Raw genomic sequence first — 26,166 nt, 5'->3', positions numbered from 1 at the left:
ACGTCCTGACCGCATCGGAGCCTAACGTGGTGGGTGTCAGCAGGACGGCACACGGCACAGAAGGCGGTAGGTCCATGCCCACTTTCGTCACGCCCGAGGCTCACGGCGACGAGCGCGGCGCGCTCCTGTCCTACGTCGAGGCCCAGCGCGCCGGACTCCGCCGCGCGCTCCTCGGCCTGACCGAGGAGCAGGCGGCGAGCCACCCGAGCGCGAGCGGGCTCTCGCTGTCCGGACTGGCCAAGCACAGCGCCGAGGTCGAGTTCAACTGGCTGCGGCTGGCGCAGCAGCAGACCAACGAGCGCCAGCAGAGCGCGGAGAGCTGGGGCGACAGCTTCCGCCTCGTCGGCACCGAGACCATCCCCGAGATCCTCGCCTTCTGGGACGGCGTCACCGCGGAGCTGGAGAAGTTCATCCGCGAGCTGCCCGACCTCGACGCCACCTTCCCCCTGCCGGAGACGCCCTGGTTCCCCAAGGACGCCCGGGTGTCGATGCGGTGGCTGCTGCTGCACCTGGTGGAGGAGTTCGCCCGCCACGCGGGCCACGCCGACATCATCCGGGAGTCCCTGGACGGCGCGACCGCGTTCGAGCTCGTGGCCCGCGCCCAGGCCGAGGACGGCGCGCCCGCCTCCTGACCCGCTCCCGCCCGCCTCCTGACCCGCTCCCCGCCCGGCTCCCGGACGGCCTCCGGCGCGGCCCCGGCCGCGCCGGCTTGCACCTCACGCGGCGTGAGGGGGGAGAGTCGAAGGCGAGAGAAAGGGCGGAAGCCATGAGCTACTCCGTGGGCCAGGTCGCCGCGTTCGCCAAGGTGACGGTGCGCACCCTGCACCACTACGACGAGATCGGCCTGCTCTCGCCGGGCAGCCGCAGCAGTGCGGGGCACCGGCGGTACGACGACGCCGACCTCGACAGGCTGCAGCGGATCCTGTTCTACCGGGAGCTCGGCTTCCCCCTGGAAGAGGTCGCGGTCCTGCTGGACGATCCGGACTCGGACCCGAGGGAGCACCTGCGCCGGCAGCACTCCCTCCTGTCCGACCGGATCGCCCGGCTCCAGCAGATGGCCAAGGCCGTGGAGCAAGCCATGGAGGCGAACAGAATGGGCATCAACCTCACGCCCGAGGAGAAGTTCGAGGTGTTCGGGTCCCACGACCCGGACCAGTACGCCGAGGAGGCCGAGCAGCGCTGGGGCGGCACCGAGGCCTACCGGGAGTCGGCCCGCAGGGCGGCGTCCTACACCAAGGACGACTGGAAGCGGATCATGGCCGAGGGGGAGGACCTCAACCGGCGCCTGGCCGCGCTGCTGGACGCCGGGGCCGACCCGGAGTCCGAGCAGGCCATGGACCTGGCGGAGGAGCACCGGGGCTGGATCGAGCGCAACCACTACACCTGCCCCTACGAGATGCACACCTGCCTCGGGGAGATGTACGTGGCCGACGAGCGCTTCACTGCCTTCTACGACACGGTGCGTCCCGGTCTGGCGGTGTTCCTCCGGGACGCCATCATCGCCAACGCCGTCCGCCGCGCCTGATCCCGCCTGATCGCACACGGCCGCCATCCGGTACCTGGAACCGGGTGGTGGCCGTGAGCGTTGATAATTGAGACGATCCCCTCCGTCCGCTCCACCCCCTTCATCCGCGGACGCCCCCCGATCCAGGAGAGACCGGCACCCGTGTACACGCTTGCGCTCGGCCCCGAATGGCTGTCCCCGGACTATCTGATCTCGCACTTCGGTCTGATCGGCATCCTGGTCATCGTTTTCGCGGAATCAGGACTGTTCGCGTTCCTCCCGGGTGACTCCCTGCTGTTCACCGCGGGCCTGCTCGTCGCCAACGGCGAGTACATCAAGCAGCCGCTGTGGCTCGTGTGCACGCTGATCACGATCGCGGCGATCGTCGGCGACCAGGTCGGCTACATGATCGGCAAGTACTTCGGCCCGAAGCTCTTCAACCGGCCGAACTCCAAGCTGTTCAAGCGGGAGAACCTGGACAAGGCGCACGAGTTCATGGAGAAGCACGGCCCCAAGGCCATCGTGCTCGCCCGGTTCGTCCCGATCATCCGCACCTTCGCCCCGATGGTCGCCGGCGCCGGCTCCATGAAGTACCGCACCTTCCTCACGTACAACGTGATCGGCGGCATCGCCTGGGGCACCGGCATCACGGTCGCGGGCTACTGGCTCGGCCAGATCGACTTCATCAAGGAGAACATCGAGCCGATCCTCGTCGGCATCGTCCTCGTCTCCGTCATCCCGGTCGTCGTCGAGGTCCTGAAGGCCCGCAAGGAGAGCAGGGCGGCGGCCGAGCTCCCCGGCCAGAGCGGTCCGGGCGGCAGCCAGGGCGAGCGCCGGCGCCACGCCAAGCGCTGACCCTCCCGACGGCACGGCGCGGGCCCCACGGCCCGGTACGGCGCCCCGCGGACCCGCAGCGGTCCGCGGGGCGCCGCTTCGTTGGCCCTAGTACCCGCGGGTGCGCTTGGCCGCGGCGCGGCGGCGGGCTGCGCTGGCGGCCCCCGGGATCCGCATGAAGAGCCGCGAGGCCTCCTGCCCGAGGTTCACGCCGATGGCGATGGCCAGCGCGATGGCGGCGGCCTTGGTGAGCGAGCCCAGGCCGCGGTTGAGCTCGTCCTCGGCGATGAGCAGCAGCCCGTAGTACGTGGCCGAGCCGGGCAGCAGCGGTCCGATCGCGGCGGTGACGAACGGCAGGGCCGAGGCGAAGCGGTAGCGGGAGAAGAGCTGCCCGAAGAGGCCGACGAGCCCGGCGGCGACGGCGGTGGAGGGCACCGGCGGGATCCCGCCCGCGTAGTGCAGGGCGCCGAAGGTCACCCAGGCGACACCCCCGTTGAGGGTCACGATCCACACGGTGGAACGTTCCTGTTGGAGCAGGATCGCGAACGTGAACACCAGCACCATCGAGGCCGCGATCTGGATCAGCGGCCGCTGGGTGATCTGCAGGGCCTCCTCGGGCCGGGGCGCCGCGCCCAGTTGGAGCCCGAGGTAGAGCACCACCAGGACGCCCATGATGATGCCGATGAAGAGGTACATGACCTCCAGCAGGCGGGCCGACGCGGTGATGTAGAAGCCGGTCAGGCCATCCTGCACGGCCGCGACCAGCGCCCGTCCGGGCAGCAGCGCGAACAGCCCGCCGGTGATCACCGCCGAGGCGAGGACGTCGAGCTCGGTCAGGGCAAGTCCCACGCCGAGTGCCGCGGGCGGCATCGCGGCGACGACGAACTGGTAGAACTCCGGCAGCCCGCGGCCCGCGCACAGCCAGGCGAGCCGGTCGCCGAGCATGGCGCCGATCGCGGCTGCGAAGAAGACGATCACGCCGCCGCCGACGAGGACGGAGGCGGCGCCGGCCAGCAGGCCGGTGGCCGCGGTGAGCACCCAGGTCGGGTACGGGTGGCGGTTGCGGCGGATCTCCGCGAGGCGCCGGTAGGCCTCCTCCAGCGTCACCTCGGCCTCGGGGGAGCTGATGTCGGCCACGAGCCGGAAGACGGCCGCGAGCCGGTTGTAGTCCGTACCGCGGCGGCGTACGGTCCGGCTCGCCGAGACGGGGTCGCCCACCAGCGACGGCTGGTGGCTGATCGACAGCATGGTGAACGTGACGGTCGGCTCGCAGCGGTCCAGCCCGTAGCTGCGGGCCACCGCGAACATCGCGGCCTCCACGTCCTCGGCGCCCTCGCCGCCGGCGAGCAGCAGTTCGCCGATGCGCAGGGTCAGGTCGAGGACGCGGCCGACGGCGGGCCCCGCCTCGCCGTGCCGCTGCACGGGCTCGGGGACGGGCCGCACGTCCACCGGCATGCGCAGCATGGTGCGCATCCGGTCCTGCCAGGGCGACTCGGTCGTCCGCGCGAGCGGCAGCCCGGGGCCGTGCACGTACGCAGGCGGGGAGTGCTGGGCGCTGTAGGTGGAGGGCGGTGCGAACGCCGAGCCCTCCGGGGGCTCCGGCGGCGGCAGGGGCAGCCCCTCGGGCACCGTGAACTCGGAGGTCGGCTGGTCGTCGCCGAACGGCTCCGGTCCGGCCCCGGGCGGCGGGGAGAAGGCGCTGTGCGCCTCGTCGGATTGCGGCTTCCGGTCCTCTTCGTCCCCGGATCCCTCGGCCTCCGCCACGCGTCCTCCCGTCCCTGGCCGGCCCGGGTATCAGTATGCGGAACGGTTTCGTCCGGGGCGACCACGGGCCCGCGCCCCGGGGAAACGCCGAGGCGGGCGGCACCCGGTGGGGCGCCGCCCGCCTCGGACGGGGCAGGGGCTCGCGGGAGCCCTCACCGGCCCGCCGGGGCGGGCCGGAGCGGCCTCAGTGGCCGCCCTGCTCCTGCAGGCGCTTGAAGGAGCGCTCGATCTCGGCCTCGGCCTCGGCGCGGCCGACCCAGTTGGCGCCCTCGACCGACTTGCCCGGCTCCAGGTCCTTGTAGACCTCGAAGAAGTGCTGGATCTCCAGGCGGTCGAACTCGGAGATGTGGTGGATGTCGCGCAGGTGCTCCACGCGCGGGTCGGAGGCCGGCACGCACAGCAGCTTGTCGTCGCCGCCCGCCTCGTCGGTCATGCGGAACATGCCGATGGCGCGGCACTTGATCAGGCAGCCCGGGAAGGTGGGCTCGTCCAGGATGACCAGCGCGTCCAGCGGGTCGCCGTCCTCGCCCAGGGTGTTCTCGACGAAGCCGTAGTCCGTCGGGTAGCTGGTGGAGGTGAACAGGCGACGGTCCAGGCGGATCCGGCCGGTCTCGTGGTCCACCTCGTACTTGTTCCGCGAACCCTTGGGGATCTCGATGGTGACGTCGAACTCCACGTCCTGCTCCTCCATGATCAGCTTCGTTGCTCGAGTGATAGCGCGTCCGGGCCCAGCCCTGCCGGGTGGGGTGCCATGCTCGCGGCAAGACGCAGTGGTTAAGTGTCCCTCACGCACATACGTGATCGCGAAAGGGGCTGGTGCGAGGTGCCTCTGGTCAAGACGTGGCAGCTCATCGCGGGGTCGACCGCCGCCGGTCTCGCCCTGTCGGTGGCCGCGGTGTCCGCGGCCGGTCCTTGGGACTCCGGTCAGCGTAAGGCCGAGCGGGACAGGGCCGCCTCCTGGGAACCGGCGGGTGGCGCAGATCACGCCGCGCCGCCCCTGCCGCAGCCCGCGCCGAGCGCCCCCGGCGTGCTCGCCGGCATCGGCCCGGGCCTTGCGCAGGCCGCCGGCGCGGCAGGTGCCGCGGAGCCCGCCGGGCTCGCCGAGGCGCTGCGGCCGCTGCTGGACGACCCCGCGCTCGGCAGCGCCCGTACCGCCTCCGTCGTGGACACCGCCACGGGCCGCGTCCTGTTCGAGTCGGGGCACGGCCGGCCCATGGCCCCCGCCTCCACCACCAAGATCGCCACGGCGGCAGCGGCGCTGACCGCCCTCGGCCCCGACCACCGCATCCGCACCACCGTCGCCCCCGGCACCGACCCCGGGCAGATCGTCCTCGTCGGCGGCGGCGACCCCTCCCTCACCGCGAAGAAGAAGCCCCCGGCCGGCTCCGGCGGCAGCCTCGTCGCGCTCGCCGCCGACACCGCCCAGGCCCTCAGGGCCACCGGCCGGGACAGGGTCGCCCTCGGCTACGACGACAGCCTCTTCACCGGCCCGGCCCGGCACCCGATCGGCGTCAACGGCAACCTCGCCCTCGTGAGCCCCCTCATGGCCGACGAGGCCCGGCCCGACGACTCCGTCTCCGGGCCCGTGGCGCGCATCGAGGACCCCGCCGCCCACACCGCCCGCTCCTTCGCCGCCCTCCTGGCGGAACGCGGCATCACCGTCACCGGCGAACCCGCCCGGGCCAGGCCCGCCGCGGGCACCCAGCCGCTCGCCGTCACCCTCTCCACCCCCGTCTCCGGGCTCGTCGAGCGGATGCTGACCCACAGCGACAACGACATCGCCGAGGCGCTCGCCCGGCAGACCGCCCTCGCCTCCGGCCGGCCCGCCGGCTTCGAGGGCGCCGAGAAGGCCGTCGCCGACCGGCTCGCCTCCCTCGGCCTGGACACGGCCGGCTCGCGCTTCGCCGACGGCAGCGGCCTGAACCGCGCCGACCGCCTCACCGGGAGCCTGCTCACCGGGATCCTGGCCAAGGCCGCCGACCCGGACCACCCCGAGCTGCGGCCCCTCCTGACGGGGATGCCGGTCGCCGGGTTCACCGGCACGCTGCGGGCCCGCAACGCGGGCGACTCCCCGGCGGCCGGCCTCGTCCGCGCCAAGACCGGCACCCTCACCGGGGTGAACGCCCTCGCGGGCACCGTCGTGGACTCCTCCGGGCGGCTGCTCGCCTTCGCGTTCCTCAGCGCCGAGGCCCCCGACGGCCCCGCCGCGGAGAAGCGCCTCGACCGGCTCGCCGCGGCCGTCGCCGCCGCCCGCTAGGGCGGTGCCCCGCGGACACCGGCGGCTGCGCGGGGGATCCGCAGCGGCCCGGGTCCACGTACCGTTGACGCATGACGAGCATCGGTGGTGCCGAGATGGTCGACTGGAACCTCGCGGTGGCGACCGCGACGCGGCTGGTCCGGCCGGGTCCGGAGGTCACGCGCGACGAGGCCCGGGCCGTGGTGGCGGAGCTGCGCCGGCACGCGAGGACCTCGGAGCGCCACGTGCGCGGGTTCACCCGCATGATCCCCGAGGGCGCGGAGGTCCCCGACACCCCGGTCCTGGTCGTCGACCGGGCCGGCTGGGTCCGGGCCAACGTGGCCGGCTTCCGCGAACTCCTCGCCCCGCTGCTCGGCAAGATGCAGGACCGCCGCGCCGGCACCCCCGGCGCCGGCGTCCTCGGCGCCGTCGGCGGCAAGGTCACCGGCGTCGAGCTCGGCATGCTGCTGAGCTTCCTCGCCTCCCGCGTGCTCGGCCAGTACGAGACCTTCGCGCCCCTGGAGCGCGACCTCTCCCGCGGCTCCGGGGCCGCCGCCGGCGGCCGGCTGCTCCTCGTCGCCCCCAACGTCGTCCACGTCGAGCGCGAGCTGGACGTGCACCCCCACGACTTCCGGCTGTGGGTCTGCCTGCACGAGGAGACGCACCGCACCCAGTTCACGGCCGTGCCCTGGCTGCGCGACCACCTCGAAGCGGAGATCCAGAGCTTCCTCGGCGCCACCGAGATGGACCCGGCCGCCCTCCTGGAGCGGCTGCGCGAGGCCGCCCAGGCCTTTGCCGGGGCCCGCCCCGACGCCGAGCGCGGCGACGAGGGCCGCACCCTCGTCGAACTCGTCCAGACGCCCGAGCAGCGCGAGGTGCTGGGCCGCCTCACCGCCGTGATGTCCCTGCTGGAGGGCCACGCCGACTACGTGATGGACGGGGTCGGCCCCGACGTGGTGCCGTCCGTCGCCGAGATCCGCGAGAAGTTCCAGCAGCGCCGCGCCACCGGCGCCGGCCGGCTGGATGCCGCGCTGCGCAAGCTCCTCGGCCTGGACGCCAAGCTGCGCCAGTACCGCGACGGCGAGCGCTTCGTACGGGCCGTCGTCGGGCAGGTCGGCATGGACGGCTTCAACCGGGTGTGGACCTCCCCCAACACGCTGCCGACCAAGGCGGAGATCGCCCGGCCCGCGGACTGGGTGGCCCGCGTGCACGGCAGGGGCGGCGAACCGGGCGAAGGGGAGTGACCCGGCAGGCGTAAACCTGTCGCCCGGGGGGAACGAGCGTCACCCGTCCGAGGGACCGTGGGGCGTTGAAGGGCGTGCGATGCTCGGAGGACGGCTCGGTTCTGTCACCATCGACGCACTCTGAGTGACAACCGCCCATCCCGCGGAGGCCGCTCCCGGCCTCCCACGGCATCTGACGAAACTCCACCGAAGGGCACCGGACATGGGTCCCCATCCTGCGGTCGCGGCGATACGCCTGGCGGTCCGCCGCGTTCTCCACGACGTCCTGACCGACCTCGCCGAACGGCCCGCCCCCGTCCGCGGCGGCGCCGGCCGGGGCGCGCTCCTCCCGGCGCCCGGGGCAGGCAGCCCGCCGCTCGTCCTCGTCGCCTGCTCCGGCGGCGCCGACTCCATGGCCCTCGCCTCGGCCCTCGCCTTCGAGGCGCCCAAGCTGGGCATCCGGGCCGGCGGCGTCACCATCGACCACGGCCTCCAGCCGGGCTCCGACCTGCGCGCGGCCGAGGTCGCCACCCGCATGGCCGCCCTGGGCCTGGACCCGGTCGAGGCGGTCACCGTGCGCGTCGGCCGCGAGGGCGGCCCCGAGGCCGCGGCCCGCGACGCCCGCTACGCCGCCCTGGACGACGCCGCGAACCGGTTCGGCGCCGCAGCCGTGCTGCTCGGCCACACCCGGGACGATCAAGCGGAAACCGTCCTGCTGGGGCTGGCCCGCGGCTCCGGCATCCGGTCGCTGTCCGGGATGCCCGAGGTCTCCGCCGGGCCCGGCGGACACGGCGCCCCCGGCCGTACCCACCGCTACCGCCGCCCCTTCCTCCAGGTCGACCGGCAGACCGCCCGCAAGGCGTGCATGGTGCAGTCGCTGCCCGTGTGGGACGACCCGCACAACATCGACCCCGCCTACACCCGCTCCCGGCTGCGGCACGAGGGGCTGCCCGCCCTGGAGAAGGCCCTCGGCAAGGGCGTCGTCGAGGCGCTCGCCCGCACCGCCCAGCTCTCCCGCGACGACGCGGACGCCCTCGACGCCTGGGCGGCCGAGGCCGAGGCCGGCGTACGCGACGACGACGGACGGCTGGAGTGCGCCAAGCTCTACGCCCTGCCCCCGGCCGTCCGCCGCCGCGTGCTGCGCCGGGCCGTCGTCGCGGCGGGCTCCCCGGCCGGCTCCCTCTTCGCCCGCCACATCGAGGAAGTCGACCGGCTGATCACCGGATGGCGGGGCCAGGGCGCCATCAACCTGCCCGGCCGGGTGGAGGCCCGGCGCCAGGGTGGCAGACTTGTCATCCGGCAGGGCTGATAGGTGCTGAAACACGGCTGAGTCCTCCGGGGTCGCCCCCGGGGTCCCGGCCGACAACGAAAGTGATGCGGGTGGACGAGAAGGACATGGGCAGCGACCTGGCGTCGGTGCTCATCACCAAGGAAGAGATCGACGCGAAGCTGGCCGAGCTGGCCGCGAAGATCGACGCGGAGTACGCGGGCAAGGACCTGCTCATCGTCGGCGTCCTCAAGGGCGCGGTGATGGTGATGGCGGACCTGGCGCGCGCCTTGTCCACCCCGCTCACCATGGACTGGATGGCGGTGTCCTCGTACGGCGCCGGCACCCAGTCCTCGGGTGTGGTGCGGATCCTCAAGGACCTGGACACCGACATCAAGGACAAGCACGTCCTGATCGTCGAGGACATCATCGACTCCGGCCTGACGCTGTCCTGGCTGCTGTCGAACCTGGGCTCCCGCCAGCCGGCCTCCCTGGAGGTCGTCACCCTGCTGCGCAAGCCCGACGCCGCGAAGGTCGCCATCGACGTGAAGTGGGTCGGCTTCGACATCCCGAACGAGTTCGTCGTCGGCTACGGCCTCGACTACGCCGAGAAGTACCGCAACCTGCCGTTCGTCGGCACTCTCGCCCCGCACGTCTACGGCGGCTGACGCACCTCCTGCGCGGGGCCTCCGACGGGGGTCCCCGCCGGGGAACCCCCGGCCGCCCCCCGCCGTTGAAGCAGGGGAAAGCAGTTCTGTCAGCCGTCCCACGGGGCCGCGGGTGACAATTCAGGGGTACATTCCGAAGAACAGTCTTTACTCACAGCAGCATTTACCTACGGGCAGGAGGGACGGGGCGCCTTGCGTCCCGTATGGATGGACGTGAAGCGATACTTCCGTGGGCCGGTCATGTGGATCGTGCTGGCCGTCCTCGCCGTGGTCGTGTTGATGAACGTCGTCAGCTCAGGCGGCGGCTACAAGTCGGTGGACACCAGCGAGGTCATCAAGGCGATCAACAGTGGCCAGGTGGAGCAGGCGCGCCTGACCACCGGCGACAGCCAGATGATCAAGATTGACCTGAAGAAGAACGAGAAGCTCGGCGACAAGTCCGGGACGAAGTTCCAGGCCAACTACATCGGAGACCAGGGCGTGCAGCTCGCCCAGAGCCTCCAGACCAAGTACGAAGCAGGTCAGATCCCCGACGGGTACTCCGTCGCCCCGGACAAGACCAGCCCCTTCCTGAGCGTGCTGCTCTCGCTCCTGCCCTTCGTCCTCATCGTCGTCGTCTTCCTGTTCCTGATGAACCAGATGCAGGGCGGCGGCTCCCGGGTGATGAACTTCGGCAAGTCGAAGGCCAAGCTCATCACCAAGGACACCCCGAAGACGACCTTCGCGGACGTCGCCGGATCGGACGAGGCCGTCGAGGAGCTCCACGAGATCAAGGAGTTCCTGCAGGAGCCGGCCAAGTTCCAGGCCGTCGGCGCGAAGATCCCCAAGGGCGTCCTGCTCTACGGCCCGCCCGGCACGGGCAAGACCCTGCTGGCGCGTGCCGTCGCCGGCGAGGCGGGCGTCCCGTTCTACTCGATCTCCGGTTCCGACTTCGTCGAGATGTTCGTCGGCGTCGGCGCCTCCCGCGTGCGCGACCTGTTCGAGCAGGCGAAGGCGAACGCCCCGGCGATCGTCTTCGTCGACGAGATCGACGCCGTCGGCCGGCACCGCGGTGCGGGCCTCGGCGGCGGCCACGACGAGCGCGAGCAGACCCTGAACCAGCTGCTCGTCGAGATGGACGGCTTCGACGTCAAGGGCGGCGTCATCCTGATCGCCGCCACGAACCGCCCGGACATCCTCGACCCGGCGCTGCTGCGCCCGGGCCGCTTCGACCGGCAGATCGCCGTCGACCGGCCGGACATGCAGGGCCGCCTGGAGATCCTCAAGGTCCACCAGAAGGGCAAGCCGGTCGCCCCGGACGTCGACCTGTCGGCCGTCGCCCGGCGCACCCCCGGCTTCACCGGTGCCGACCTGTCGAACGTGCTGAACGAGGCCGCGCTGCTCACGGCCCGCTCGGACAAGAAGCTGATCGACAACCACATGCTGGACGAGGCGATCGACCGCGTCGTGGCGGGCCCGCAGAAGCGGACCCGGATCATGTCCGACAAGGAGAAGAAGATCACCGCGTACCACGAGGGCGGCCACGCCCTGGTGGCGGCGGCGTCCCCGAACTCCGACCCGGTCCACAAGATCACGATCCTGTCCCGCGGCCGGGCCCTGGGCTACACCATGGTCCTGCCGGACGAGGACAAGTACTCGACCACGCGCAACGAGATGCTCGACCAGCTGGCCTACATGCTGGGCGGCCGCGCGGCGGAGGAGCTGGTCTTCCACGACCCGACCACCGGCGCCGCGAACGACATCGAGAAGGCCACGGCCACGGCCCGCGCGATGGTCACCCAGTACGGCATGACCGAGCGGCTCGGCGCGATCAAGTTCGGCGGCGACAACACCGAGCCGTTCCTGGGCCGCGAGATGGCGCACCAGCGGGACTACTCGGAAGAGGTCGCGGCGCTGGTCGACGAAGAGGTCAAGAAGCTCATCGAGACCGCGCACAACGAGGCCTGGGAGATCCTGGTCGAGAACCGGGACGTCCTGGACAACCTGGTCCTGGCCCTCCTGGAGAAGGAGACCCTGGGCAAGGAGGAGATCGCCGAGATCTTCTCCACGGTGGTCAAGCGCCCGGCCCGCCCGGCCTGGACCGGCTCGGCGCACCGCACCCCGTCGACCCGCCCGCCGGTGCTCTCCCCGAAGGAGCTCCAGCTGACGAACGCGGCGAACGGCACCTCGGCCGCCGTGTCGGTCGAGAAGGACCCCGTCGCGGAGGACCGCGCCGAGTAGGCGCAGGCCGGGGCGGGTCCCCGGAATGGATGCCGCGCCCCCCGGGTTCTAGCCTGGGGGGCGCGGCATTTTCGTATGCCCGTGTGATCGAGGACAGGAACGAGGCACAGATGACCGACCCAGTGACCCTGGACGGCGAGGGCACGATCGGCGTGTTCGACGAGAAGCGGGCCGAGGCGGCCGTCCGCGAGCTGCTCCTGGCGGTCGGCGAGGACCCGGACCGGGAAGGCCTCCTGGAGACGCCGGCGCGCGTGGCCCGGGCCTACCGCGAGATCCTCGCGGGCCTGTGGCAGAAGCCGGAGGACGTCCTGACGACGACGTTCGACCTCGGGCACGACGAGATGGTCCTGGTCAAGGACATCGAGATCGTCTCCCTCTGCGAGCACCACCTGCTGCCCTTCCACGGCGTCGCCCACGTCGGGTACATCCCGGCGGAGAGCGGGAAGATCACCGGGCTGTCCAAGCTGGCCCGCCTCGTCGACGTCTACGCCCGGCGCCCGCAGGTGCAGGAGCGGCTGACCACGCAGATCGCGGACTCGCTGATGGAGATCCTGGAGGCGCGCGGCGCGATCGTCGTCGTGGAGGCCGAGCACATGTGCATGTCGGTCCGCGGCATCCGCAAGCCGGGCGCGAAGACGACGACCTCGGCGGTCCGCGGCCAGCTCCGCGCCCCTGCCACCCGCAGCGAGGCCATGAGCCTGATAATGGCCCGCTGACGCCGCAGCCCGCCGGTGTGCGGGCGGGTGTGCCGCCCGGTGGCCCGCGGCCGCCGGGCGGGGCCGCGGAGGCGGTCAGGCCCGGGAGGGCGCCTGCGGCGGGGCGGTGTCGTCGTCCTCCGGGAGCTTCAGGACGCGCTCCAGGAACAGGGCGGCGGCGATGACGGCGATGCCCGCGAGGACCGAGAACGCCGCGTACCAGGCCTGGTCCCGGCGGGCGGGCACCTCCAGGCCGTCGGCGAGGAGGAAGACGCCCACGCCGCCGTACATTCCCGCGACGAGCGCCGCGACCAGCGCGCTGGCCTGCCCGAAGACCAGCGCCCGGGCGGCCATCAGCGGCTCGACGCCCTTCGCGTCGGGGCGGCGCTCGCGCTGCGCCTTCAGCCGCGAGCGCAGCGACAGCGCCGTGGCGAGCAGCACGACGGCGATCACCCCGAGCACGACGGGCGCCGCCAGGGGGACGCCGGGCAGGCTGCCGTAGGCGTTCCACAGCCGGGCGCCCGCCCAGGACAGCACCCCGGCCACGGAGAAGATGCCCGCCAGGACGGCCGGCTTCAGTTGCTTCACGTGCCTGCTCCCCGCTTTTCGCGCCGGTTCCCCGGCAGTCTGGCAGTGACCAGGCTAACGACTACTCGGGGAGGCGGAGTTCCAGGTCGGGGCGCGGCGTGACGCCGCCCCGGCCGAGCCCGTCCAGCAGGCCGGCGACGGGCCCGCGGCCGGGGATCCGCGCCTCGGGGTCGACGTCGTGCCAGGGGGCCAGCACGAAGGCCCGCTCGTGGGCGCGCGGGTGCGGCAGGGTGAGGACGGGGTCGTCGGAGACGACGTCCGCGTACGCGACGATGTCGACGTCGATGGTGCGGGGCCCCCAGCGCTCCTCGCGGACGCGGTCGAAGGCCTCCTCGATGGCGTGGCCGCGCTCCAGCAGGGAGGACGGCGGCAGGGTCGTCTTCACCAGCGCCACCGCGTTCAGGTACGAGGGCTGCGAACCGGGCTCGACGCCCCACGGCTCGGTCTCGTAGACGGGCGAGACGGCCTTGACCCGGATGCCGGGGGTGTCGCCGAGGGCGTCGACGGCGCCCTGGAGGGTCTCCATCCGGTTGCCCAGGTTGGAGCCGAGGGCGATGACGGCCCACTTCGGGTTGGACAGGGTGACGTCGGCGGCGTCGACGGCTTCGACGACGGACGCCGGGACCGGCTGGACGGTCGGGTCGCTCTGGGCGTTCAGTCCGTTGTTCACGCGCGGCTCCGGGTGATCGTGATGGTCACGTCGTCGAAGGGGACGGTGATCGGCGCGTCCGGCTTGTGGACGACGACCTCCACCTCGGCGACGGCGTCGTGCTTCAGGCACTGCCGGGCGATCCGCTCCGCCAGGGTCTCGATGAGGTCGACGGGCTCGCCCTCGACCACGGCGACGACCTCCTCGGCGACGACGCCGTAGTGGACCGTCTTCGCCAGGTCGTCGTCCGCCGCGGCCGGGCGGGTGTCGATGTGCAGCACGAGGTCGACAATGAAGGTCTGGCCTTCCTCGCGCTCCCGGGGGAAGACGCCGTGGTGCCCGCGGGCCTTGAGGCCGCGCAGCGCGACACGATCCACGCGAATCACTCCTGCTTCGTAGTGCTTGCGGTCCGGGACTCCCCGGATCCTTGGGCCTGCGCCGAGTGCGGTCGGCGTCGTCCGCCGTCGAATCTACCTGCGAACGGGCCCCCGGCCTGCCCTCGGGGTCAGCCGGAGGCCTCCTCGTCGTCCTCGTCGGTGTCCGCGAGGACCGGGGACCCGTGGTGGGACCACAGCCGCCAGCCCTCGGATGTGCGTCTGAACACATTCGTGGCGACGACGAGCTGGCCGACGAGCGGGCCGAGCTCCCCGCCGTCCTCGGCAGGGCCCCCGCTGAGGATGTTCTCGGTGCACGTCACCAGGGCCGTGTCGCCCAGGACGGCGACCTTGGTGTCGGTGAGGAAGAACTGGATGTAGTCGGTGTGCGACATGATCAGCGCGTACGAGCGCAGCACCTCGCCGCGGCCGGTCAGCACGGGCCACCCGGGGTGCACGCAGGAGACCTCGTCCTCCAGCCAGAGCGCCGACATGGTGTCGAAGTCCCCCTGCTCCATGGCCTCGTAGAAAGCCGTGTTGACCTCTTCGACCGCTTCGATGTCGGTTCTGCTCACCTTGCCCCTTTCCAGGTGGTTCGAGCCTCGGGCGCGGGACCGGTCACAGAGCCCCTTCCACGGCGCGGGCCACCCGAACCGCGTCGGCCGTGGCCCGTACCTCGTGGACCCGGACGGCCCAGGCCCCCTGGTGGGCGGCGATGGCGGAGACGGCCGCGGTGGCGGCGTCGCGCTCGCGGGCCGGCGGGGGCGCGGCGTCGGCGGCGCCGGCCAGGACCCGGCCGAGGAATCGTTTGCGCGAGGCGGCGACGAGCAGCGGGAAGCCGAGGGCCCGCAGCTCGGGCAGGTGGGCGACGAGGGCCAGGTCGTGCTCGGCGTTCTTCGCGAAGCCGAGCCCGGGGTCGACGACGAGCCGCTCGGGGGCGATGCCTCCGGCGACGACGGCGTCGATGCGGTCGCGGAGCTCGGCGGTGACCTCGGCGAGGACGTCCCCGTAGACGGCGAGGCTGTTCATGCCGGCGCTGAAGCCGCGCCAGTGCATCACGACGAAGGGCACCTCGGCAGCGGCGACGGCGGGCACCATCGCCGGGTCGGCGAGGCCGCCGCTGACGTCGTTGACCAGGCGGGCGCCGGCCGCGACGGCCCGGGCGGCGACGGAGGCGCGCATGGTGTCGACGGAGACGGTGACGCCCTCGGAGGCGAGGCCGCGGACCACGGGGACGACGCGGCGCAGCTCCTCCTCCTCGTCGACGCGGGTGGCGCCGGGGCGGGTGGACTCGCCGCCGACGTCGACGAGGTCGGCGCCGTGGGCGACGAGGTCGAGGCCCCGCTTGACGGCGGCGGTGGTGTCGAAGAAGCGGCCCCCGTCGGAGAAGGAGTCGGGGGTGACGTTGACGACGCCCATGACCCCGCAGCGGTCCCATTCCGGCAGGCCTGCGACCTGGCCCCTGCCGACGGCCCCGTGCGTGTTGTTCATGGTCCCAGGGTAGGGCTGCCCCGCTGCGGGCACGGCCCGGGCGGTTCCCGGCCCGGGGAGCGGGGGTGCGCGGCCCCCGGAAACACGGAGCCCGGCCCCCGGGCGGACCGGGGCCGGGCCGTGCGTACGGCTGCTGCGGCGCAGCCGCGAAGGTCAGGCCGCCTGGACCTCGCGCTCCGGGGCCTTGGCCGGGGCGGCGGCGGTCCGCAGGTGGGCGTGGGCGCAGTCGCGCACCGGCCTGGGGCGGCGGCGGGCGGCGAAGAGCCGCGGCAGGGCCAGCGTCACGAAGCCCTCGGCCTGCATGGCGGCGAAGCCGATGCGGGGCAGGTCGCCGGTGCTGCGGAAGACGACGAAGCGGGGCTCCCAGCGGGGGCGGAACTTCGCGTTGAACTTGTACAGCGACTCGATCTGGAACCAGCGGGAGAGGAAGACCAGCAGGTTGCGCCACATCCGCAGGACCGGTCCGGCGCCGATCTTCTCGCCGCGGGCCAGGGCGGAGCGGAACATCGCGAAGTTCAGGGAGACCCGCTCGATGCCGAGGGAGGGGGCGGCCTCCAGGGAGGCGACGATCAGCAGCTCGTTCATGCCCGGGTCGGCGGCGCGGTCGCGGCGCATCAGCTCCAGCGACATGCCGTCCCTGCCCCACGGCACGAAGTGCTGGATGGCCTTGAGGTCGCCGAAGGGGCTGGTGTCGCCCTCCTCGGTGCGGTGGGCCGTGGCGATGATGCAGTCGCCGTCCTCCGGGTCGCCGACCCGGCCCAGGGCCATGGAGAAGCCGCGCTCGGTGTCGGTGCCGCGCCAGGCCTCGGCGGCGCCGCGGACCTGCTCCAGCTCCTCCTCGGTCAGGTCGGCGACGCGGCGGACCTTGGTGGTGTAGCCGTTGCGCTCGATGCGCTTCACCATCTGGCGGACGTTGCGCATGGCGCGGCCGGTGAGGGAGAAGTCTTTGACGTCGACGATGGCCTCGTCGCCGAGCTCCAGGGCGTCCAGGCCGGTCTCGCGGGTCCAGACCTCGCCGCCCGTCTCGCTGCACCCCATGACGGCGGGGGTCCAGGAGTGGGCCTTGGCCTCCTCCATGAACCGCTCGATGGCGCCGGGCCAGGCCTCGACGTCGCCGATGGGGTCGCCGGAGGCGAGCATCACGCCGGAGACCACGCGGTAGGTGACGGCTGCCTTGCCGCTGGGGGAGAAGACGACGGCCTTGTCGCGGCGCAGCGCGAAGTGGCCGAGGGAGTCGCGGCCGCCGTGCCGGGCGAGGAGTTCGCGCAGCCTGGCCTCGTCGTCGGCGGTGAGGCGGGCGGCCGGGTGCTCGGGGCGCAGGGCCAGGTAGATGGTGGTGAGCGCGGTCAGCATGCCGAGGGCGCCGAGGGAGTAGCCGACGGTCCAGGACACCCGTCCGGCGTAATCCACGGGTCCTTCGAAGCCGAACAGGCCATATACCACGTGGGTGATCTGCTCGTAGATCCCCGGGCGGCCGACGACGCGGCCGGGGTGGGAGTTGACGATGACGAGGCCGAGGCCGATGGAGCCGGCGCTCATCAGCACGAAGTTGGTCAGCGCCTTCCAGCGGCTGCGCGGGTCGGGCAGCGCCTTGAACTCGCCGTGGTGGCGCAGCAGGAGCGCCAGCAGCAGTGCGGCGATGACGACGCCGGCGATCGAGTGCCGGTACGTGAACTGCGCCACGGCGCCCGCGGGCAGCAGGACGACGGCGGCCCGCCAGGCACGGCGCTTGCGCCGCTTCAGGGCGTGCGCGAGCAGGAGGAGGAGCACGCCCGCGCTGATGGACAGGGCGGCGGCGAAGGGGCCCAGCGAACCGGGCAGCACCTCGGTGACCGCGTGGATCCGGCTGTGCCTGAACCGCGGGAAGACGCCCGCGGCGATGTCGAGGAGGCCGACGATCGTGACGGCCGTACCCACCAGCCCGGGGACCGATTCAGGCCGTGGTCCGCGGAGGATTCGGCGCACCCCGCTCGGAACCTGTCCCGACTTATCGCCATCTATCCTGCTAGACATCGCTTCCCGTTGCTCCGCGAGAGATCATGTGGCCGAAGGCCGCGACGACAGCCTCCGGAGTGTGGTGCGTCCCCTAGGACGACGCCCGGGCCGAGCGGGTTCACTCTTTCGTCGAGAAAATCCAGTCCTGCCATCAGAAAGTCGACTGACTGCTCATGGGTCTCACCAGTAACACGGTTCTGGCGCTGGCCGTCGCCGCCGGTGTGCTGCTCTTCGCGGCCACCGTCTACCTCTGGCCCCGGCTCTCGGGCCGCACATGGCGTGCGATGCTCGGCCGGATCGGCCTCCTGCTGGCCACCCAGCTGGCGATCTTCGCGGCGGTGGGCCTCGCGGCGAACCAGTCGTTCTCCTTCTACGGCTCCTGGGCGGACCTGCTCGGCAGGGAGACCTCCGTCGGCAAGGTCGTCGACCACTCCCTGAGCAGCAAGGACATCAAGGTCGTCGACAAGCAGAAGCTCGACGTCCCGGGCGGCGCCCAGCCCCAGGTGGGCGGCCAGATCCTCAAGGTGTCCATAACCGGGGAGAAGTCGAAGATCACGAGCCCCGGCTACGTGTGGCTGCCGCCGGAGTACTTCCAGCCGCAGCACAAGGACGCCAACTTCCCGGCGTCCGTCGTGCTGACGGGCTACCCGGGCACCGCGGAGAACCTGATCAAAGGGCTGAACTACCCGATGACGGCCTTCAAGCAGGCCAAGGCGGGCAAGATGAAGCCGATGATCCTGGTCATGCTGCGCCCGACCGTCGCGCCGCCGCGGGACACCGAGTGCGTCGACATACCCGGCGGCCCGCAGACGGAGACCTTCTTCGCGCAGGACCTGCCCCAGGCGATCCAGAACACCTTCCGGGTCGGCAAGAAGCCCGAGAACATGGGCTTCATCGGCAACTCCACGGGCGGCTACTGCGCCCTGAAGATCGCCGCCCACTACCCGCAGACGTTCGGCGCCGCGGCCGGCCTGTCCGCGTACTACGAGGCCCCGAACGACGCCACCACGGGCAACCTGTTCCAGGGCGACGAGAACCTGAGGAAGCGCGCCGACATCCTGCACAGCATGGAGCGCAGGCAGCCGTCGGGCACCTCGTTCCTCGTCACCAGCAGCGAGCAGGGCGAGCCCAACCTGGAGGACACCCGCAAGTTCATCAAGCTGGTGAAGGGACCGGACCGGGTCTCCTCGATCATCCTCGACAGCGGCGGCCACAACTTCAACACCTGGCGCCGCGAGATCCCGCCCATGCTGGTGTGGATGAGCAACCGCATCCAGGCCTGACCGCCGCCCCGGCGAGCACCGGGGCGGCGCCTTCACACCCCGGACGAGACCGGCCCCCGCGGCCGGTCTTCCGTGTCTCCGGGGCCCGTCGCCGCGTCAGGAGCCGCCGCCGGCCCCGGCGTCCGCGGCCCCGCCGGCTTCCCCGGCCTGCCCGGACTCCGCAGTCTCCGCGGCCTCCGCACGCCGCAGCGCCCGGTGCACGCCCTGCGGGGTCAGGACGCCCGCGAGCCGCCCCGACTCCGGGTCCGCCACGCCGATCCGCCCCGCGTCCTGCCGGAGCAGCGCGGCCAGCGCCTCACGCAGCGAGGACCCCAGCGGCACGGTGGCCGCCGGGGCCGGCCCCCCGGCCGCCGGCTCCAGGTCCGCCGCCCGGACGGGCGTGACGGCGAGCCGCTTCAGGCTGCGGTCCGCGCCGACGAAGGAGGCCACGTACGCGTTGGCGGGCGCGCCCAGCACGGCGGCCGGGCGGTCGAACTGCTCGATGGTGCCCGCCCCGTACACGGCGATGCGGTCGCCGAGCCGGACCGCCTCGTCCAGGTCGTGCGTGACCAGCAGGATCGTCTTGCGCACCGTCTTCTGCAGGGCCAGGAACTCGTTCTGCAGGCGCTCGCGGACCACCGGGTCCACCGCGCCGAACGGCTCGTCCATCAGCAGCACCGGCGGGTCCGCGGCGAGCGCGCGGGCCACCCCGACGCGCTGGCGCTGCCCGCCCGACAGCTGTGCGGGGTAGCGGCCCCCGTACACGGACGGGTCCAGGCCGACGAGTTCGAGGAGTTCGGCGGCCCGGGCGCGGGCGGCGGCCTTCGGGGTGCCGACGAGCTGCGGGACGGTCGCCGTGTTCTCCAGCACCGTCTTGTGCGGGAAGAGCCCGACCTGCTGGATGACGTAGCCGATGCGGCGGCGCAGCTGCACCGGGTCGGCGGCCGCGATGTCCTCGCCGCCGAGCAGGATCCGGCCGGAGGTCGGCTCGACCAGCCGGTTCACCATCTTCATGGTGGTCGTCTTGCCGCAGCCCGACGGGCCCACCAGGGTGACCAGTTCTCCCTCGGCCACCTCGAAGGAGAGGTCGTCGACGGCCGTCGTCCCATCGGCGTAGCGCTTGGTCACGTGCTCGAATCTGATCACCCTGCCATCCTTGCGCACCCGCGGCGCGGACGCGTGACGGGATGTGACGGAAGTGCTGCCCTTGTGCGAATGGTTCCGGCCATCCGGGGAAGCGGGGGATAGGGTCGCGGAGTACGCCCGATCCGGACGGGCGTACGGGAGTCGGCAGGTGAGGGGGTGGGCAATGGCCGGGCAGGGCTGCCTGGTGGCGAACGACTGGCTGTGCTGGGAGTACGTCGCCTCCCGCTCCGAGGAGCTCACCGACGCCGCCGTCCAGCACGTGTGGATCACCGCGGCCTCCGTCCTCACCGGCCTCGCCGTGGCCGTGCCGCTCGCCCTGCTGGCCCGCCGGGGCCGGCGCTGGGCCGCGCCCGTGCTCGGCCTCACCACCCTGCTCTACACGATCCCGTCGCTGGCCATGTTCTCGCTGCTGCTGCCGCTGTTCGGGCTGTCGGCCGCCCTCGTCGTCACCGGCCTCGTGCTGTACTCGCTGACGATCCTGGTCCGCAACACCCTCGCCGGGCTGGAGGCCGTCCCCGAGGAGGTGCGGGAGGCCGCCCGCGGCATGGGGTACGGGCCGGGCCGGCTGCTGTGGCAGGTCGAACTCCCGCTCGCGATGCCCGCGCTGCTCGCCGGGGTGCGGATCGCGACCGTCTCCACCGTCGCCCTGACCACCATCGGCTCCATCGTCGGCAAGGGCGGCCTCGGCAACCTCATCGCCCCGGCCGTCAGCAGCAACTTCAAGGCCCAGGTGCTCACCGCCTCCCTGCTGTGCGTCCTGCTCGCCGTCGCCGCGGACCTGCTCCTGCTCGGCGTGCAGCGGCTGCTGACGCCGTGGGCGCGCGCGGCCGTCGCCGACGGCGCCGACGGCGGGCGGCGGCGGGGACCGCGGAACGGGGAGGTCTGAACGTGGGCGTACCGGGCGGAGTCCTCGACTGGCTGGCCGACGGCGCCAACTGGTCGGGCGAGAACGGGGTGTGGCACCGGCTCGCCGAACACGCCCTGGTCAGCGGCACGGCGCTGGCGCTCGCCTGCGCCCTTGCCCTCCCCGTCGGCCTGTGGCTCGGCCACACCGGCCGCGGCGGGGCCCTGGCCGTGAACCTCTCCAACATCGGGCGCGCCGTGCCGGTGTTCGCAGTGCTCGCGCTGTTCATGGTCTCGCCGCTGCGCAGCGCGGGCCACGTGCCGACCGTCGCCGCGCTCGTCCTCTTCGCCGTCCCGCCGCCGCTGACCAACGCCTACGTCGGCGTGCGCGGGGTGGACCGGTCGGTGGTCGAGGCCGCCCGCGGCATGGGCATGTCCGCGGGCCAGCTGCTCCTGCGGGTCGAATTCCCTCTGGCGCGGCCGCTGGTGATGACAGGAGTGCGGTCGGCCGCCGTGCAGGTCGTCGCTACGGCCACGATCGCCGCGATGGTCGGCCAGGGCGGCCTCGGCCGGATCATCACGGCCGGGTTCAACACCTACAACACCGCCCAGGTCGTGGCGGGCGCCCTCCTCGTGGCGGGCCTCGCACTGCTCGTCGAGGGCGCCCTCCTCGCCGTCGACCGGCTGTTCCCGCGCCCGGCGGCGCGCTGACGCGGCCGCCCCCGCCCGTATCCACCGCCCCCTGGAGGAGCACCCATGAGCAAGCCCGTCCGCACCCTCGGAGCCGCCCTCGGGGCGCTCGCCCTGGCCGCCTCGCTCACCGCCTGCGGCGGCGACAGCCTGGAGAAGAGCAAGGACGCCGCGGCCTCCGGCGGGGCGGGCGGCGGGAAGGGCACCCTCGTCGTCGGTGCGGCCGGGTTCACCGAGTCGAACGTGCTCGCCGAGCTGTACGCGCAGGTGCTCCGCCACGCCGGCTACACCACCTCGGTCACCACGGTCAACAACCGCGAGCTGTACGAGCCTTCGCTGGAGAAGGGCGAGATCGACGTCGTACCCGAGTACGCCGCCACCCTCGCCGAGTTCCTCAACGCCAAGGTCAACGGGCCGAACGCGCCGCAGGAGAAGCCCGTCGCGTCCAGCGACGCCGCGGCGACCGTCGCCGCCCTGGAGAAGCTGGCCGGCCCCCTCGGCCTGAAGGTCCTCCCGGCGGGCGGGGCGGTCGACCAGAACGCCTTCGCCGTGTCGAAGGAGTACGCCGCGAAGAACAACCTGAAGACCCTCTCCGACCTCGGCAAGTCCGGCCTGCCGGTGCGGATCGCCGCCGGCGACGAGTGCTCCGTACGGCCCTTCTGCGCGCCCGGGCTGAAGACGGCGTACGGGATCACGGTCTCCGGCATCGACCCGAAGGGCGTCGGCACCCCGCAGGCCAAGCAGGCCGTCAAGGACGGCGCGGCCCAGCTGGTGCTCACCACCACCACGGACGCGACGCTCGACAGCTACGGCCTCGTCCTGCTGGAGGACGACCGGAAGCTCCAGAACGCCGACAACGTCCTGCCGGTGGTCAACGCGAGGGACGCGGGCGCGCCCGAGGTCGCGGCGGCCCTCGACGGCCTGACCCGGACGCTCACCACTGCCGACCTCGCCGACCTCAACCGCAGGGTGGACGCCCTGCGGGAGAAGCCCGCGGACGTCGCGAAGGCCTACCTGAAGGCCAAAGGCCTGGCCGGCTGACGGCCGCGCGGGCACGGCAGGCAACGGGCGGGGAACAGATTGCCCGCCGACACCCCCACATGCCCCCCACGCCCTGTAAATTTCTGGCCATGCCCCGTGGACGCCACCGCAATCCCGAACCCCTGCACCGGCTGCTCACCCCGACGGCCGTCGCCGGTGTGTCCCTCGCCGGCGCGGCCGCGGCCTGGCTGGTCGACCAGCTCCTGGTGCTGCGGCTGCTCGCGGCCCTCGCGGCGGCCGCGGGCATCGCAGGAGCCGTCCTCATGCGCAGCTGGGACCGCGCCGCGGGCCGGCGCGTCGCCGAGCTGGCGCGCGAGCGCGTCAAGGACGAGTGGCGCACCGAGGAGCGGATAGCCGAGCTGGAGGCCGCCCTCGAAGAGGCCCGCGTCCTGCGCGGCAGGCTCGACGGCAAGCTGCGGGCCAAGCGGGTCGAACTCGCGGGCCTGCGCGGCGAGCACGCGGCGCTGCTGCGCCGCTACGCCACCGCCGAGACCGAGCGGGCCAGCGCACTGGAGGGCCGCCGCCTCCTGGCCATCGAGGCCACCGCGGCCCCGGCCGACGCCCCCAGGGAGCTCCCGGCGGTCACCGAGGAGCGCACGTCGAGCGGGGCCCCCACCTCCGTCGGGTACGCGCGGGCCCACGCCGCGCTCGCCGCCCTCGCCCGCAAGGCCGAGCAGCGCGCCGCCGGTCCGGCGGCCATCGAGGCCGGGCCCGCCGCCCCGCAGGATGCCGCCCCCGCCCCCGCGTCCCCCGCCGAGCCGGTGGCGCCCGCCGAGCCCGCCGCGCCGGCGCCGCCTGCGGCGGCCGGGGAGGGCGCCGCCCTGCCTGCGCGCCGCCCCGCCGCACCCGTCGCCCCGTACCAGGCCGCGCGCCGTCCGGCGCCCCGCACGATGGGCGGCTTCGACTTCTTCGGTACGAAGAGCGCCGACCGGGCGCGCGCGGCGATCGAGTCGGTCCAGGACGAGGACCTCGCGGACGTGGTCGGCGCCGAGGCCCTCGAAGCCCACAAGGCGGAGACCGACCGGGCGGCCGCGGTGCCGCAGGCCCGTCCGGCCGCCGCCGAGCGCGGCGAGCCGGCCCAGGCCGGAGCACGCGGGGCCGGTCAGGACGCGCCGGGGCAGGACGAGGCAGGCCAGGACGAGGCAGGCCAGGACGAGGCCGGCCAGGACGAGGCCGGCCAGGTCATCGACCTGACCGAGCACGACGAGACCGAGCCGATCGACGTCGTCCGCCTGCGCAGCGCCATCTCCTGATCCGCGCCTCCCGCCCCCGGCCGCCCGTATCCGCCAGGCTGCCCGGCCCCGCGTGCCGCCCCTGCTCAGAACAGCGGCAGCTGGCCGGGCAGTTCCGGCAGGACGAAGCCGTCCAGCGTCGGCGCGGACGCGCCGAGCACCACCCGGGCCCGGGAGCCGGGGCAGGACACCAGGGCGCCCCGGTCCCGCCCGGCCGGCGGGTCGTGCCGGGCGATCCGGCCGGCGGTCACGGCGCAGTCGCGCCCGCAGGAGGGGCAGGCGCGTCGGGGTGAGTGGGACATGCCCCCAGTCTGCCCTGCGGCACCGACACTCCGCCCGGGCCGGCTAAGGCCCGTCGGACTCCGCCCGGGAGGCGAGCCACGCCTCGTGTGCCCGCTCGACCCGCTCCCACAGCGCCGCCCGGTCCTCCTCGGTCAGCCCGCCGAGGTCGCGGCCGAACAGCCCGCCGACCACCGACCAGAACTCGCCCGGCGTCCCCAGCACCCGCTCGGTGTCCCCCTTGACCGGGTCGGTGCGGTGCAGGACCCGCCCGCGCAGGGCGTCGACGCCGTCCGCGTCGCGCCGCAGCATCGCGAAGGTCCGTACGAAGCCGGAGTCCTCCGCGGTGGACAGCCGCGCGTGGACGGCCTCGAAGTCGGCCGTCGCGGCCGGCGCCGACAGGAAGTTCACCACCGGGCACGGAGCGGCCTCGTTCGTGTACCGCCAGCCGGGCGCGTCTCCGCCGAGCGGCTCCAGCCCGTACGCGAACGCCCCCTGCCGGTGGGTTCCGGTCCGCAGCGGCAGCGGCTCGTGGGGCCCGTCGCCCAGCCCGGCGTCGACGAGGAACTCCCCGCCGTCCACGCGGACGGTCAGCGCCAGGTGGTCGCCGCTGACGTCGCGCCGCTCGCGGTCCGCGGCCCCGAGCACGCCCGCGACGTGGCGCGTCACGTCGAAGCCCAGCTCCTCCAGCAGCAGCGCGAAGGCGCCGTTCAGGTGGAAGCAGTAGCCGCCGTGCCCGGCGGCGAAGCGGCGCGCGGACAGCGCCGGGTCGATGCCGGGCGGCCGGCCCAGCTGGATGTCGATGTTCTCGTACGGGACGCGCTCCAGGTGGGCGCGCTGCAGGGCGAAGAGGGTCTCGGCGGTGGGGCGGGGCGGCCGGGCGAAGCCGAGCCGCCGCAGGTACCCGCCGATGTCCTCCGCGGGCGTGCCGCCGCCGTCGCCGGCGGGGCCGGTGCATATGCCTGAGGTCATCCCCGCACCCTAACGGGCCCTGGGCGCCCGCTACTTGTCGATGTCGCCGACGACGAAGAACAGCGAGCCGAGGATCGCCACCATGTCGGCGACGAGGGTGCCGGGCAGCAGCACCGACAGCGCCTGGATGTTGTTGTAGGAGGCCGAGCGCAGCTTCAGCCGGTACGGCGTCTTCTCGCCCTTGGAGACGAGGTAGTAGCCGTTGATGCCGAGGGGGTTCTCGGTCCAGGCGTAGGTGGCGCCCTCGGGGGCCTTCAGCACCTTCGGCAGCCGCTGGTTGATCGGGCCGGGCGGCAGCTCGGCCAGCCGGTCCAGGCAGGCGTCCGCAAGGTCGAGCGCGTTGTGGGTCTGGTCCAGGAGGCACTCGAAGCGGGCCAGGCAGTCGCCCTCGGTCCGGGTGACCACCTCCAGGACGTCCTGGAGCTCGCCGTACGCCAGGTACGGCTCGTCGCGGCGCAGGTCGAAGTCGACGCCGGAGGCGCGGGCGATCGGGCCCGAGACGCCGTACGCGTGGACCGCCTCGGCCGACAGGACGCCGACGCCCCGGGTGCGGCCGCGGAAGATCTCGTTGCCGTGCACCAGCTTGTCGTAGACGTCCATGCGGCTGCGGACGTCGGCGACGGCGGCGCGGGTGCGGGCGGCCCAGCCGGCGGGGAGGTCCTCCTTCAGGCCGCCCACCCGGTTGAACATGTAGTGCATGCGGCCGCCGGAGACCTCCTCCATGACGGCCTGGAGCTCCTCGCGCTCCCGGAACGCGTGGAAGATCGGTGTGATGCCGCCCAGCTCCAGGGGGTAGGAGCCGAGAAACATCAGGTGGTTCAGGACCCGGTTCAGCTCGGCGAGCAGGGTCCGCGTCCAGACGGCCCGCTCGGGGACCTCCATGCCGAGCATCCGCTCGACCGCCATGACCACGCCGAGCTCGTTGGAGAACGCCGACAGCCAGTCGTGGCGGTTGGCGAGCATGACGATCTGCCGGTAGTCGCGGGCCTCGAAGAGCTTCTCCGCGCCGCGGTGCATGTAGCCGACGACGGGGTCGGCGCTGACGATCCGCTCGCCGTCCAGGACGAGGCGCAGCCGCAGCACGCCGTGCGTGGAGGGGTGCTGCGGTCCGATGTTGAGCACCATGTCCGTGCTCTCCGCCGCGCCGCCGATGCCGACCGTGGTCTCCGTCATGCGGGCATTGTCGCAGTCAT

26 protein-coding genes are annotated in these 26,166 nt (G+C 73.2%); 14 read left to right on the top strand and 12 right to left on the bottom strand.

The features are described from left to right. Window positions 1-74 precede the first annotated feature (74 nt). From MUK52_RS13660 to MUK52_RS13650, 3 genes are all read left to right on the top strand, one after another. A complete protein-coding gene (locus MUK52_RS13660; protein ID WP_284576477.1) occupies window positions 75-632 on the top strand; it encodes a DinB family protein in 558 nt (185 codons plus the stop codon). A 134-nt stretch (window positions 633-766) separates the two neighbouring features. Continuing rightward, on the top strand, window positions 767-1,525 hold the full coding sequence (locus MUK52_RS13655; RefSeq protein ID WP_114053537.1) for a MerR family transcriptional regulator: 759 nt from the start codon (window positions 767-769) through the stop codon (window positions 1,523-1,525). A 141-nt stretch (window positions 1,526-1,666) separates the two neighbouring features. Beyond that, window positions 1,667-2,359 (top strand): DedA family protein, encoded by a 693-nt coding sequence (locus MUK52_RS13650; protein ID WP_114053538.1) that lies wholly within the window; start codon window positions 1,667-1,669, stop codon window positions 2,357-2,359. An 87-nt stretch (window positions 2,360-2,446) separates the two neighbouring features. On the opposite strand, the gene MUK52_RS13645 is transcribed toward MUK52_RS13650, so the two are convergent. Both MUK52_RS13645 and MUK52_RS13640 read right to left on the bottom strand, forming a co-directional pair. Next, window positions 2,447-4,102, bottom strand: a complete 1,656-nt coding sequence (locus tag MUK52_RS13645; RefSeq protein WP_114053539.1) for a threonine/serine exporter family protein — start codon at window positions 4,100-4,102, stop codon at window positions 2,447-2,449. Between the two features lie 184 nt (window positions 4,103-4,286). Continuing rightward, window positions 4,287-4,778: an inorganic diphosphatase gene (locus tag MUK52_RS13640; protein WP_114058390.1), complete on the bottom strand. Its 492-nt coding sequence runs from the start codon at window positions 4,776-4,778 to the stop codon at window positions 4,287-4,289. Between the two features lie 147 nt (window positions 4,779-4,925). On the opposite strand from MUK52_RS13640, the gene dacB reads away from it, so the two are divergent. From dacB to folE, 6 genes are all read left to right on the top strand, one after another. Further along, window positions 4,926-6,359 (top strand): D-alanyl-D-alanine carboxypeptidase/D-alanyl-D-alanine endopeptidase, encoded by a 1,434-nt coding sequence (gene dacB, locus MUK52_RS13635; protein WP_246042268.1) that lies wholly within the window; start codon window positions 4,926-4,928, stop codon window positions 6,357-6,359. Between the two features lie 71 nt (window positions 6,360-6,430). Next, complete coding sequence (locus MUK52_RS13630) at window positions 6,431-7,582, top strand: Rv3626c family coenzyme F420 biosynthesis-associated protein (RefSeq protein WP_114053541.1); 1,152 nt, start codon at window positions 6,431-6,433, stop codon at window positions 7,580-7,582. Between the two features lie 202 nt (window positions 7,583-7,784). Continuing rightward, entirely contained in the window at window positions 7,785-8,870 is a 1,086-nt protein-coding gene (gene tilS, locus MUK52_RS13625; protein ID WP_114053542.1) for a tRNA lysidine(34) synthetase TilS, read from the top strand. Window positions 8,871-8,935: 65 nt separating this feature from the next. Continuing rightward, window positions 8,936-9,496 (top strand): hypoxanthine phosphoribosyltransferase, encoded by a 561-nt coding sequence (hpt, locus tag MUK52_RS13620; protein WP_114053543.1) that lies wholly within the window; start codon window positions 8,936-8,938, stop codon window positions 9,494-9,496. Between the two features lie 207 nt (window positions 9,497-9,703). Beyond that, window positions 9,704-11,716 carry an ATP-dependent zinc metalloprotease FtsH gene (gene ftsH / locus MUK52_RS13615; protein ID WP_114053544.1) on the top strand — a complete coding sequence of 671 codons (2,013 nt, stop codon included), beginning with the start codon at window positions 9,704-9,706 and terminating at the stop codon, window positions 11,714-11,716. A gap of 110 nt (window positions 11,717-11,826) precedes the next feature. After that, window positions 11,827-12,432: a GTP cyclohydrolase I FolE gene (folE, locus tag MUK52_RS13610; RefSeq protein ID WP_114053545.1), complete on the top strand. Its 606-nt coding sequence runs from the start codon at window positions 11,827-11,829 to the stop codon at window positions 12,430-12,432. A 75-nt stretch (window positions 12,433-12,507) separates the two neighbouring features. On the opposite strand, the gene MUK52_RS13605 is transcribed toward folE, so the two are convergent. The 6 genes from MUK52_RS13605 to MUK52_RS13580 all read right to left on the bottom strand — a co-directional run bounded on the left by MUK52_RS13605 (window position 12,508) and on the right by MUK52_RS13580 (window position 17,526). After that, complete coding sequence (locus MUK52_RS13605) at window positions 12,508-12,999, bottom strand: DUF3180 domain-containing protein (protein ID WP_284576471.1); 492 nt, start codon at window positions 12,997-12,999, stop codon at window positions 12,508-12,510. Between the two features lie 61 nt (window positions 13,000-13,060). After that, window positions 13,061-13,669, bottom strand: coding sequence for a 2-amino-4-hydroxy-6-hydroxymethyldihydropteridine diphosphokinase (gene folK / locus MUK52_RS13600; protein WP_114053547.1), 609 nt, complete (start codon window positions 13,667-13,669; stop codon window positions 13,061-13,063). Continuing rightward, the gene (gene folB, locus MUK52_RS13595) at window positions 13,666-14,025 is read right to left on the bottom strand and encodes a dihydroneopterin aldolase (protein WP_350205391.1); all 360 of its coding nucleotides are present in this window, start codon (window positions 14,023-14,025) and stop codon (window positions 13,666-13,668) included. The genes folK and folB overlap by 4 nt, the downstream gene beginning before the upstream one ends. Before the next feature lie 128 nt (window positions 14,026-14,153). Then, window positions 14,154-14,597: a nuclear transport factor 2 family protein gene (locus MUK52_RS13590; protein WP_114053549.1), complete on the bottom strand. Its 444-nt coding sequence runs from the start codon at window positions 14,595-14,597 to the stop codon at window positions 14,154-14,156. A 43-nt stretch (window positions 14,598-14,640) separates the two neighbouring features. After that, on the bottom strand, window positions 14,641-15,513 hold the full coding sequence (folP, locus tag MUK52_RS13585) for a dihydropteroate synthase (protein ID WP_502963565.1): 873 nt from the start codon (window positions 15,511-15,513) through the stop codon (window positions 14,641-14,643). Window positions 15,514-15,666: 153 nt separating this feature from the next. Then, window positions 15,667-17,526: a phosphatidylglycerol lysyltransferase domain-containing protein gene (locus MUK52_RS13580; protein ID WP_114053550.1), complete on the bottom strand. Its 1,860-nt coding sequence runs from the start codon at window positions 17,524-17,526 to the stop codon at window positions 15,667-15,669. A 155-nt stretch (window positions 17,527-17,681) separates the two neighbouring features. Between MUK52_RS13580 and MUK52_RS13575 the strand changes: the two genes are divergently transcribed. Further along, window positions 17,682-18,791: an alpha/beta hydrolase gene (locus tag MUK52_RS13575; protein ID WP_114053551.1), complete on the top strand. Its 1,110-nt coding sequence runs from the start codon at window positions 17,682-17,684 to the stop codon at window positions 18,789-18,791. A gap of 96 nt (window positions 18,792-18,887) precedes the next feature. Here the strand turns inward: MUK52_RS13575 and MUK52_RS13570 are convergent, their stop codons facing one another. After that, the gene (locus MUK52_RS13570; protein ID WP_284576466.1) at window positions 18,888-19,916 is read right to left on the bottom strand and encodes an ABC transporter ATP-binding protein; all 1,029 of its coding nucleotides are present in this window, start codon (window positions 19,914-19,916) and stop codon (window positions 18,888-18,890) included. A gap of 163 nt (window positions 19,917-20,079) precedes the next feature. Between MUK52_RS13570 and MUK52_RS13565 the strand changes: the two genes are divergently transcribed. The 4 genes from MUK52_RS13565 (at window position 20,080) to MUK52_RS13550 (ending at window position 23,743) form a co-directional block, all read left to right on the top strand. Continuing rightward, on the top strand, window positions 20,080-20,802 hold the full coding sequence (locus MUK52_RS13565) for an ABC transporter permease (protein WP_114053553.1): 723 nt from the start codon (window positions 20,080-20,082) through the stop codon (window positions 20,800-20,802). A gap of 2 nt (window positions 20,803-20,804) precedes the next feature. Beyond that, on the top strand, window positions 20,805-21,470 hold the full coding sequence (locus tag MUK52_RS13560; protein ID WP_284576465.1) for an ABC transporter permease: 666 nt from the start codon (window positions 20,805-20,807) through the stop codon (window positions 21,468-21,470). A gap of 45 nt (window positions 21,471-21,515) precedes the next feature. Further along, window positions 21,516-22,490 (top strand): ABC transporter substrate-binding protein, encoded by a 975-nt coding sequence (locus MUK52_RS13555; RefSeq protein ID WP_114053555.1) that lies wholly within the window; start codon window positions 21,516-21,518, stop codon window positions 22,488-22,490. Window positions 22,491-22,579: 89 nt separating this feature from the next. Then, the gene (locus tag MUK52_RS13550; protein WP_284576463.1) at window positions 22,580-23,743 is read left to right on the top strand and encodes a hypothetical protein; all 1,164 of its coding nucleotides are present in this window, start codon (window positions 22,580-22,582) and stop codon (window positions 23,741-23,743) included. 65 nt (window positions 23,744-23,808) lie between these two features. Here MUK52_RS13550 and MUK52_RS13545 read toward each other — a convergent pair whose 3' ends face one another. From MUK52_RS13545 to MUK52_RS13535, 3 genes are read right to left on the bottom strand one after another with little or no spacing between them, the layout of a single operon-like run. Further along, window positions 23,809-24,024, bottom strand: a complete 216-nt coding sequence (locus tag MUK52_RS13545; RefSeq protein WP_114053557.1) for a hypothetical protein — start codon at window positions 24,022-24,024, stop codon at window positions 23,809-23,811. Window positions 24,025-24,067: 43 nt separating this feature from the next. Continuing rightward, window positions 24,068-24,973 (bottom strand): arylamine N-acetyltransferase family protein, encoded by a 906-nt coding sequence (locus MUK52_RS13540; RefSeq protein WP_114053558.1) that lies wholly within the window; start codon window positions 24,971-24,973, stop codon window positions 24,068-24,070. A gap of 30 nt (window positions 24,974-25,003) precedes the next feature. Next, window positions 25,004-26,146 (bottom strand): NADH-quinone oxidoreductase subunit D, encoded by a 1,143-nt coding sequence (locus MUK52_RS13535; protein WP_114053559.1) that lies wholly within the window; start codon window positions 26,144-26,146, stop codon window positions 25,004-25,006. Window positions 26,147-26,166: the final 20 nt, after the last annotated feature.

It is taken from the genome of Streptomyces sp. 2P-4, from assembly GCF_030167965.1.
Lineage (GTDB): Bacteria > Actinomycetota > Actinomycetes > Streptomycetales > Streptomycetaceae > Streptomyces > Streptomyces globosus_A.
The sequence above is the reverse complement of the archived record's forward strand: the minus strand, read 5'-3'. Positions and strand labels throughout refer to the sequence as shown.

Coding starts and splice junctions, on each gene's coding strand:
- MUK52_RS13660 (WP_284576477.1), top strand. CDS start 75: ATGCCCACTTTCGTCACGCCCGAGGCTCACGGCGACGAGCGCGGCGCG.
- MUK52_RS13655 (WP_114053537.1), top strand. CDS start 767: ATGAGCTACTCCGTGGGCCAGGTCGCCGCGTTCGCCAAGGTGACGGTG.
- MUK52_RS13630 (WP_114053541.1), top strand. CDS start 6,431: ATGACGAGCATCGGTGGTGCCGAGATGGTCGACTGGAACCTCGCGGTG.
- tilS (WP_114053542.1), top strand. CDS start 7,785: ATGGGTCCCCATCCTGCGGTCGCGGCGATACGCCTGGCGGTCCGCCGC.
- hpt (WP_114053543.1), top strand. CDS start 8,936: ATGCGGGTGGACGAGAAGGACATGGGCAGCGACCTGGCGTCGGTGCTC.
- ftsH (WP_114053544.1), top strand. CDS start 9,704: ATGGACGTGAAGCGATACTTCCGTGGGCCGGTCATGTGGATCGTGCTG.
- folE (WP_114053545.1), top strand. CDS start 11,827: ATGACCGACCCAGTGACCCTGGACGGCGAGGGCACGATCGGCGTGTTC.
- folP (WP_502963565.1), bottom strand. CDS start 15,513: ATGAACAACACGCACGGGGCCGTCGGCAGGGGCCAGGTCGCAGGCCTG.
- MUK52_RS13580 (WP_114053550.1), bottom strand. CDS start 17,526: ATGTCTAGCAGGATAGATGGCGATAAGTCGGGACAGGTTCCGAGCGGG.
- MUK52_RS13575 (WP_114053551.1), top strand. CDS start 17,682: ATGGGTCTCACCAGTAACACGGTTCTGGCGCTGGCCGTCGCCGCCGGT.
- MUK52_RS13565 (WP_114053553.1), top strand. CDS start 20,080: ATGGCCGGGCAGGGCTGCCTGGTGGCGAACGACTGGCTGTGCTGGGAG.
- MUK52_RS13555 (WP_114053555.1), top strand. CDS start 21,516: ATGAGCAAGCCCGTCCGCACCCTCGGAGCCGCCCTCGGGGCGCTCGCC.
- MUK52_RS13550 (WP_284576463.1), top strand. CDS start 22,580: ATGCCCCGTGGACGCCACCGCAATCCCGAACCCCTGCACCGGCTGCTC.
- MUK52_RS13545 (WP_114053557.1), bottom strand. CDS start 24,024: ATGTCCCACTCACCCCGACGCGCCTGCCCCTCCTGCGGGCGCGACTGC.
- MUK52_RS13540 (WP_114053558.1), bottom strand. CDS start 24,973: ATGACCTCAGGCATATGCACCGGCCCCGCCGGCGACGGCGGCGGCACG.
- MUK52_RS13535 (WP_114053559.1), bottom strand. CDS start 26,146: ATGACGGAGACCACGGTCGGCATCGGCGGCGCGGCGGAGAGCACGGAC.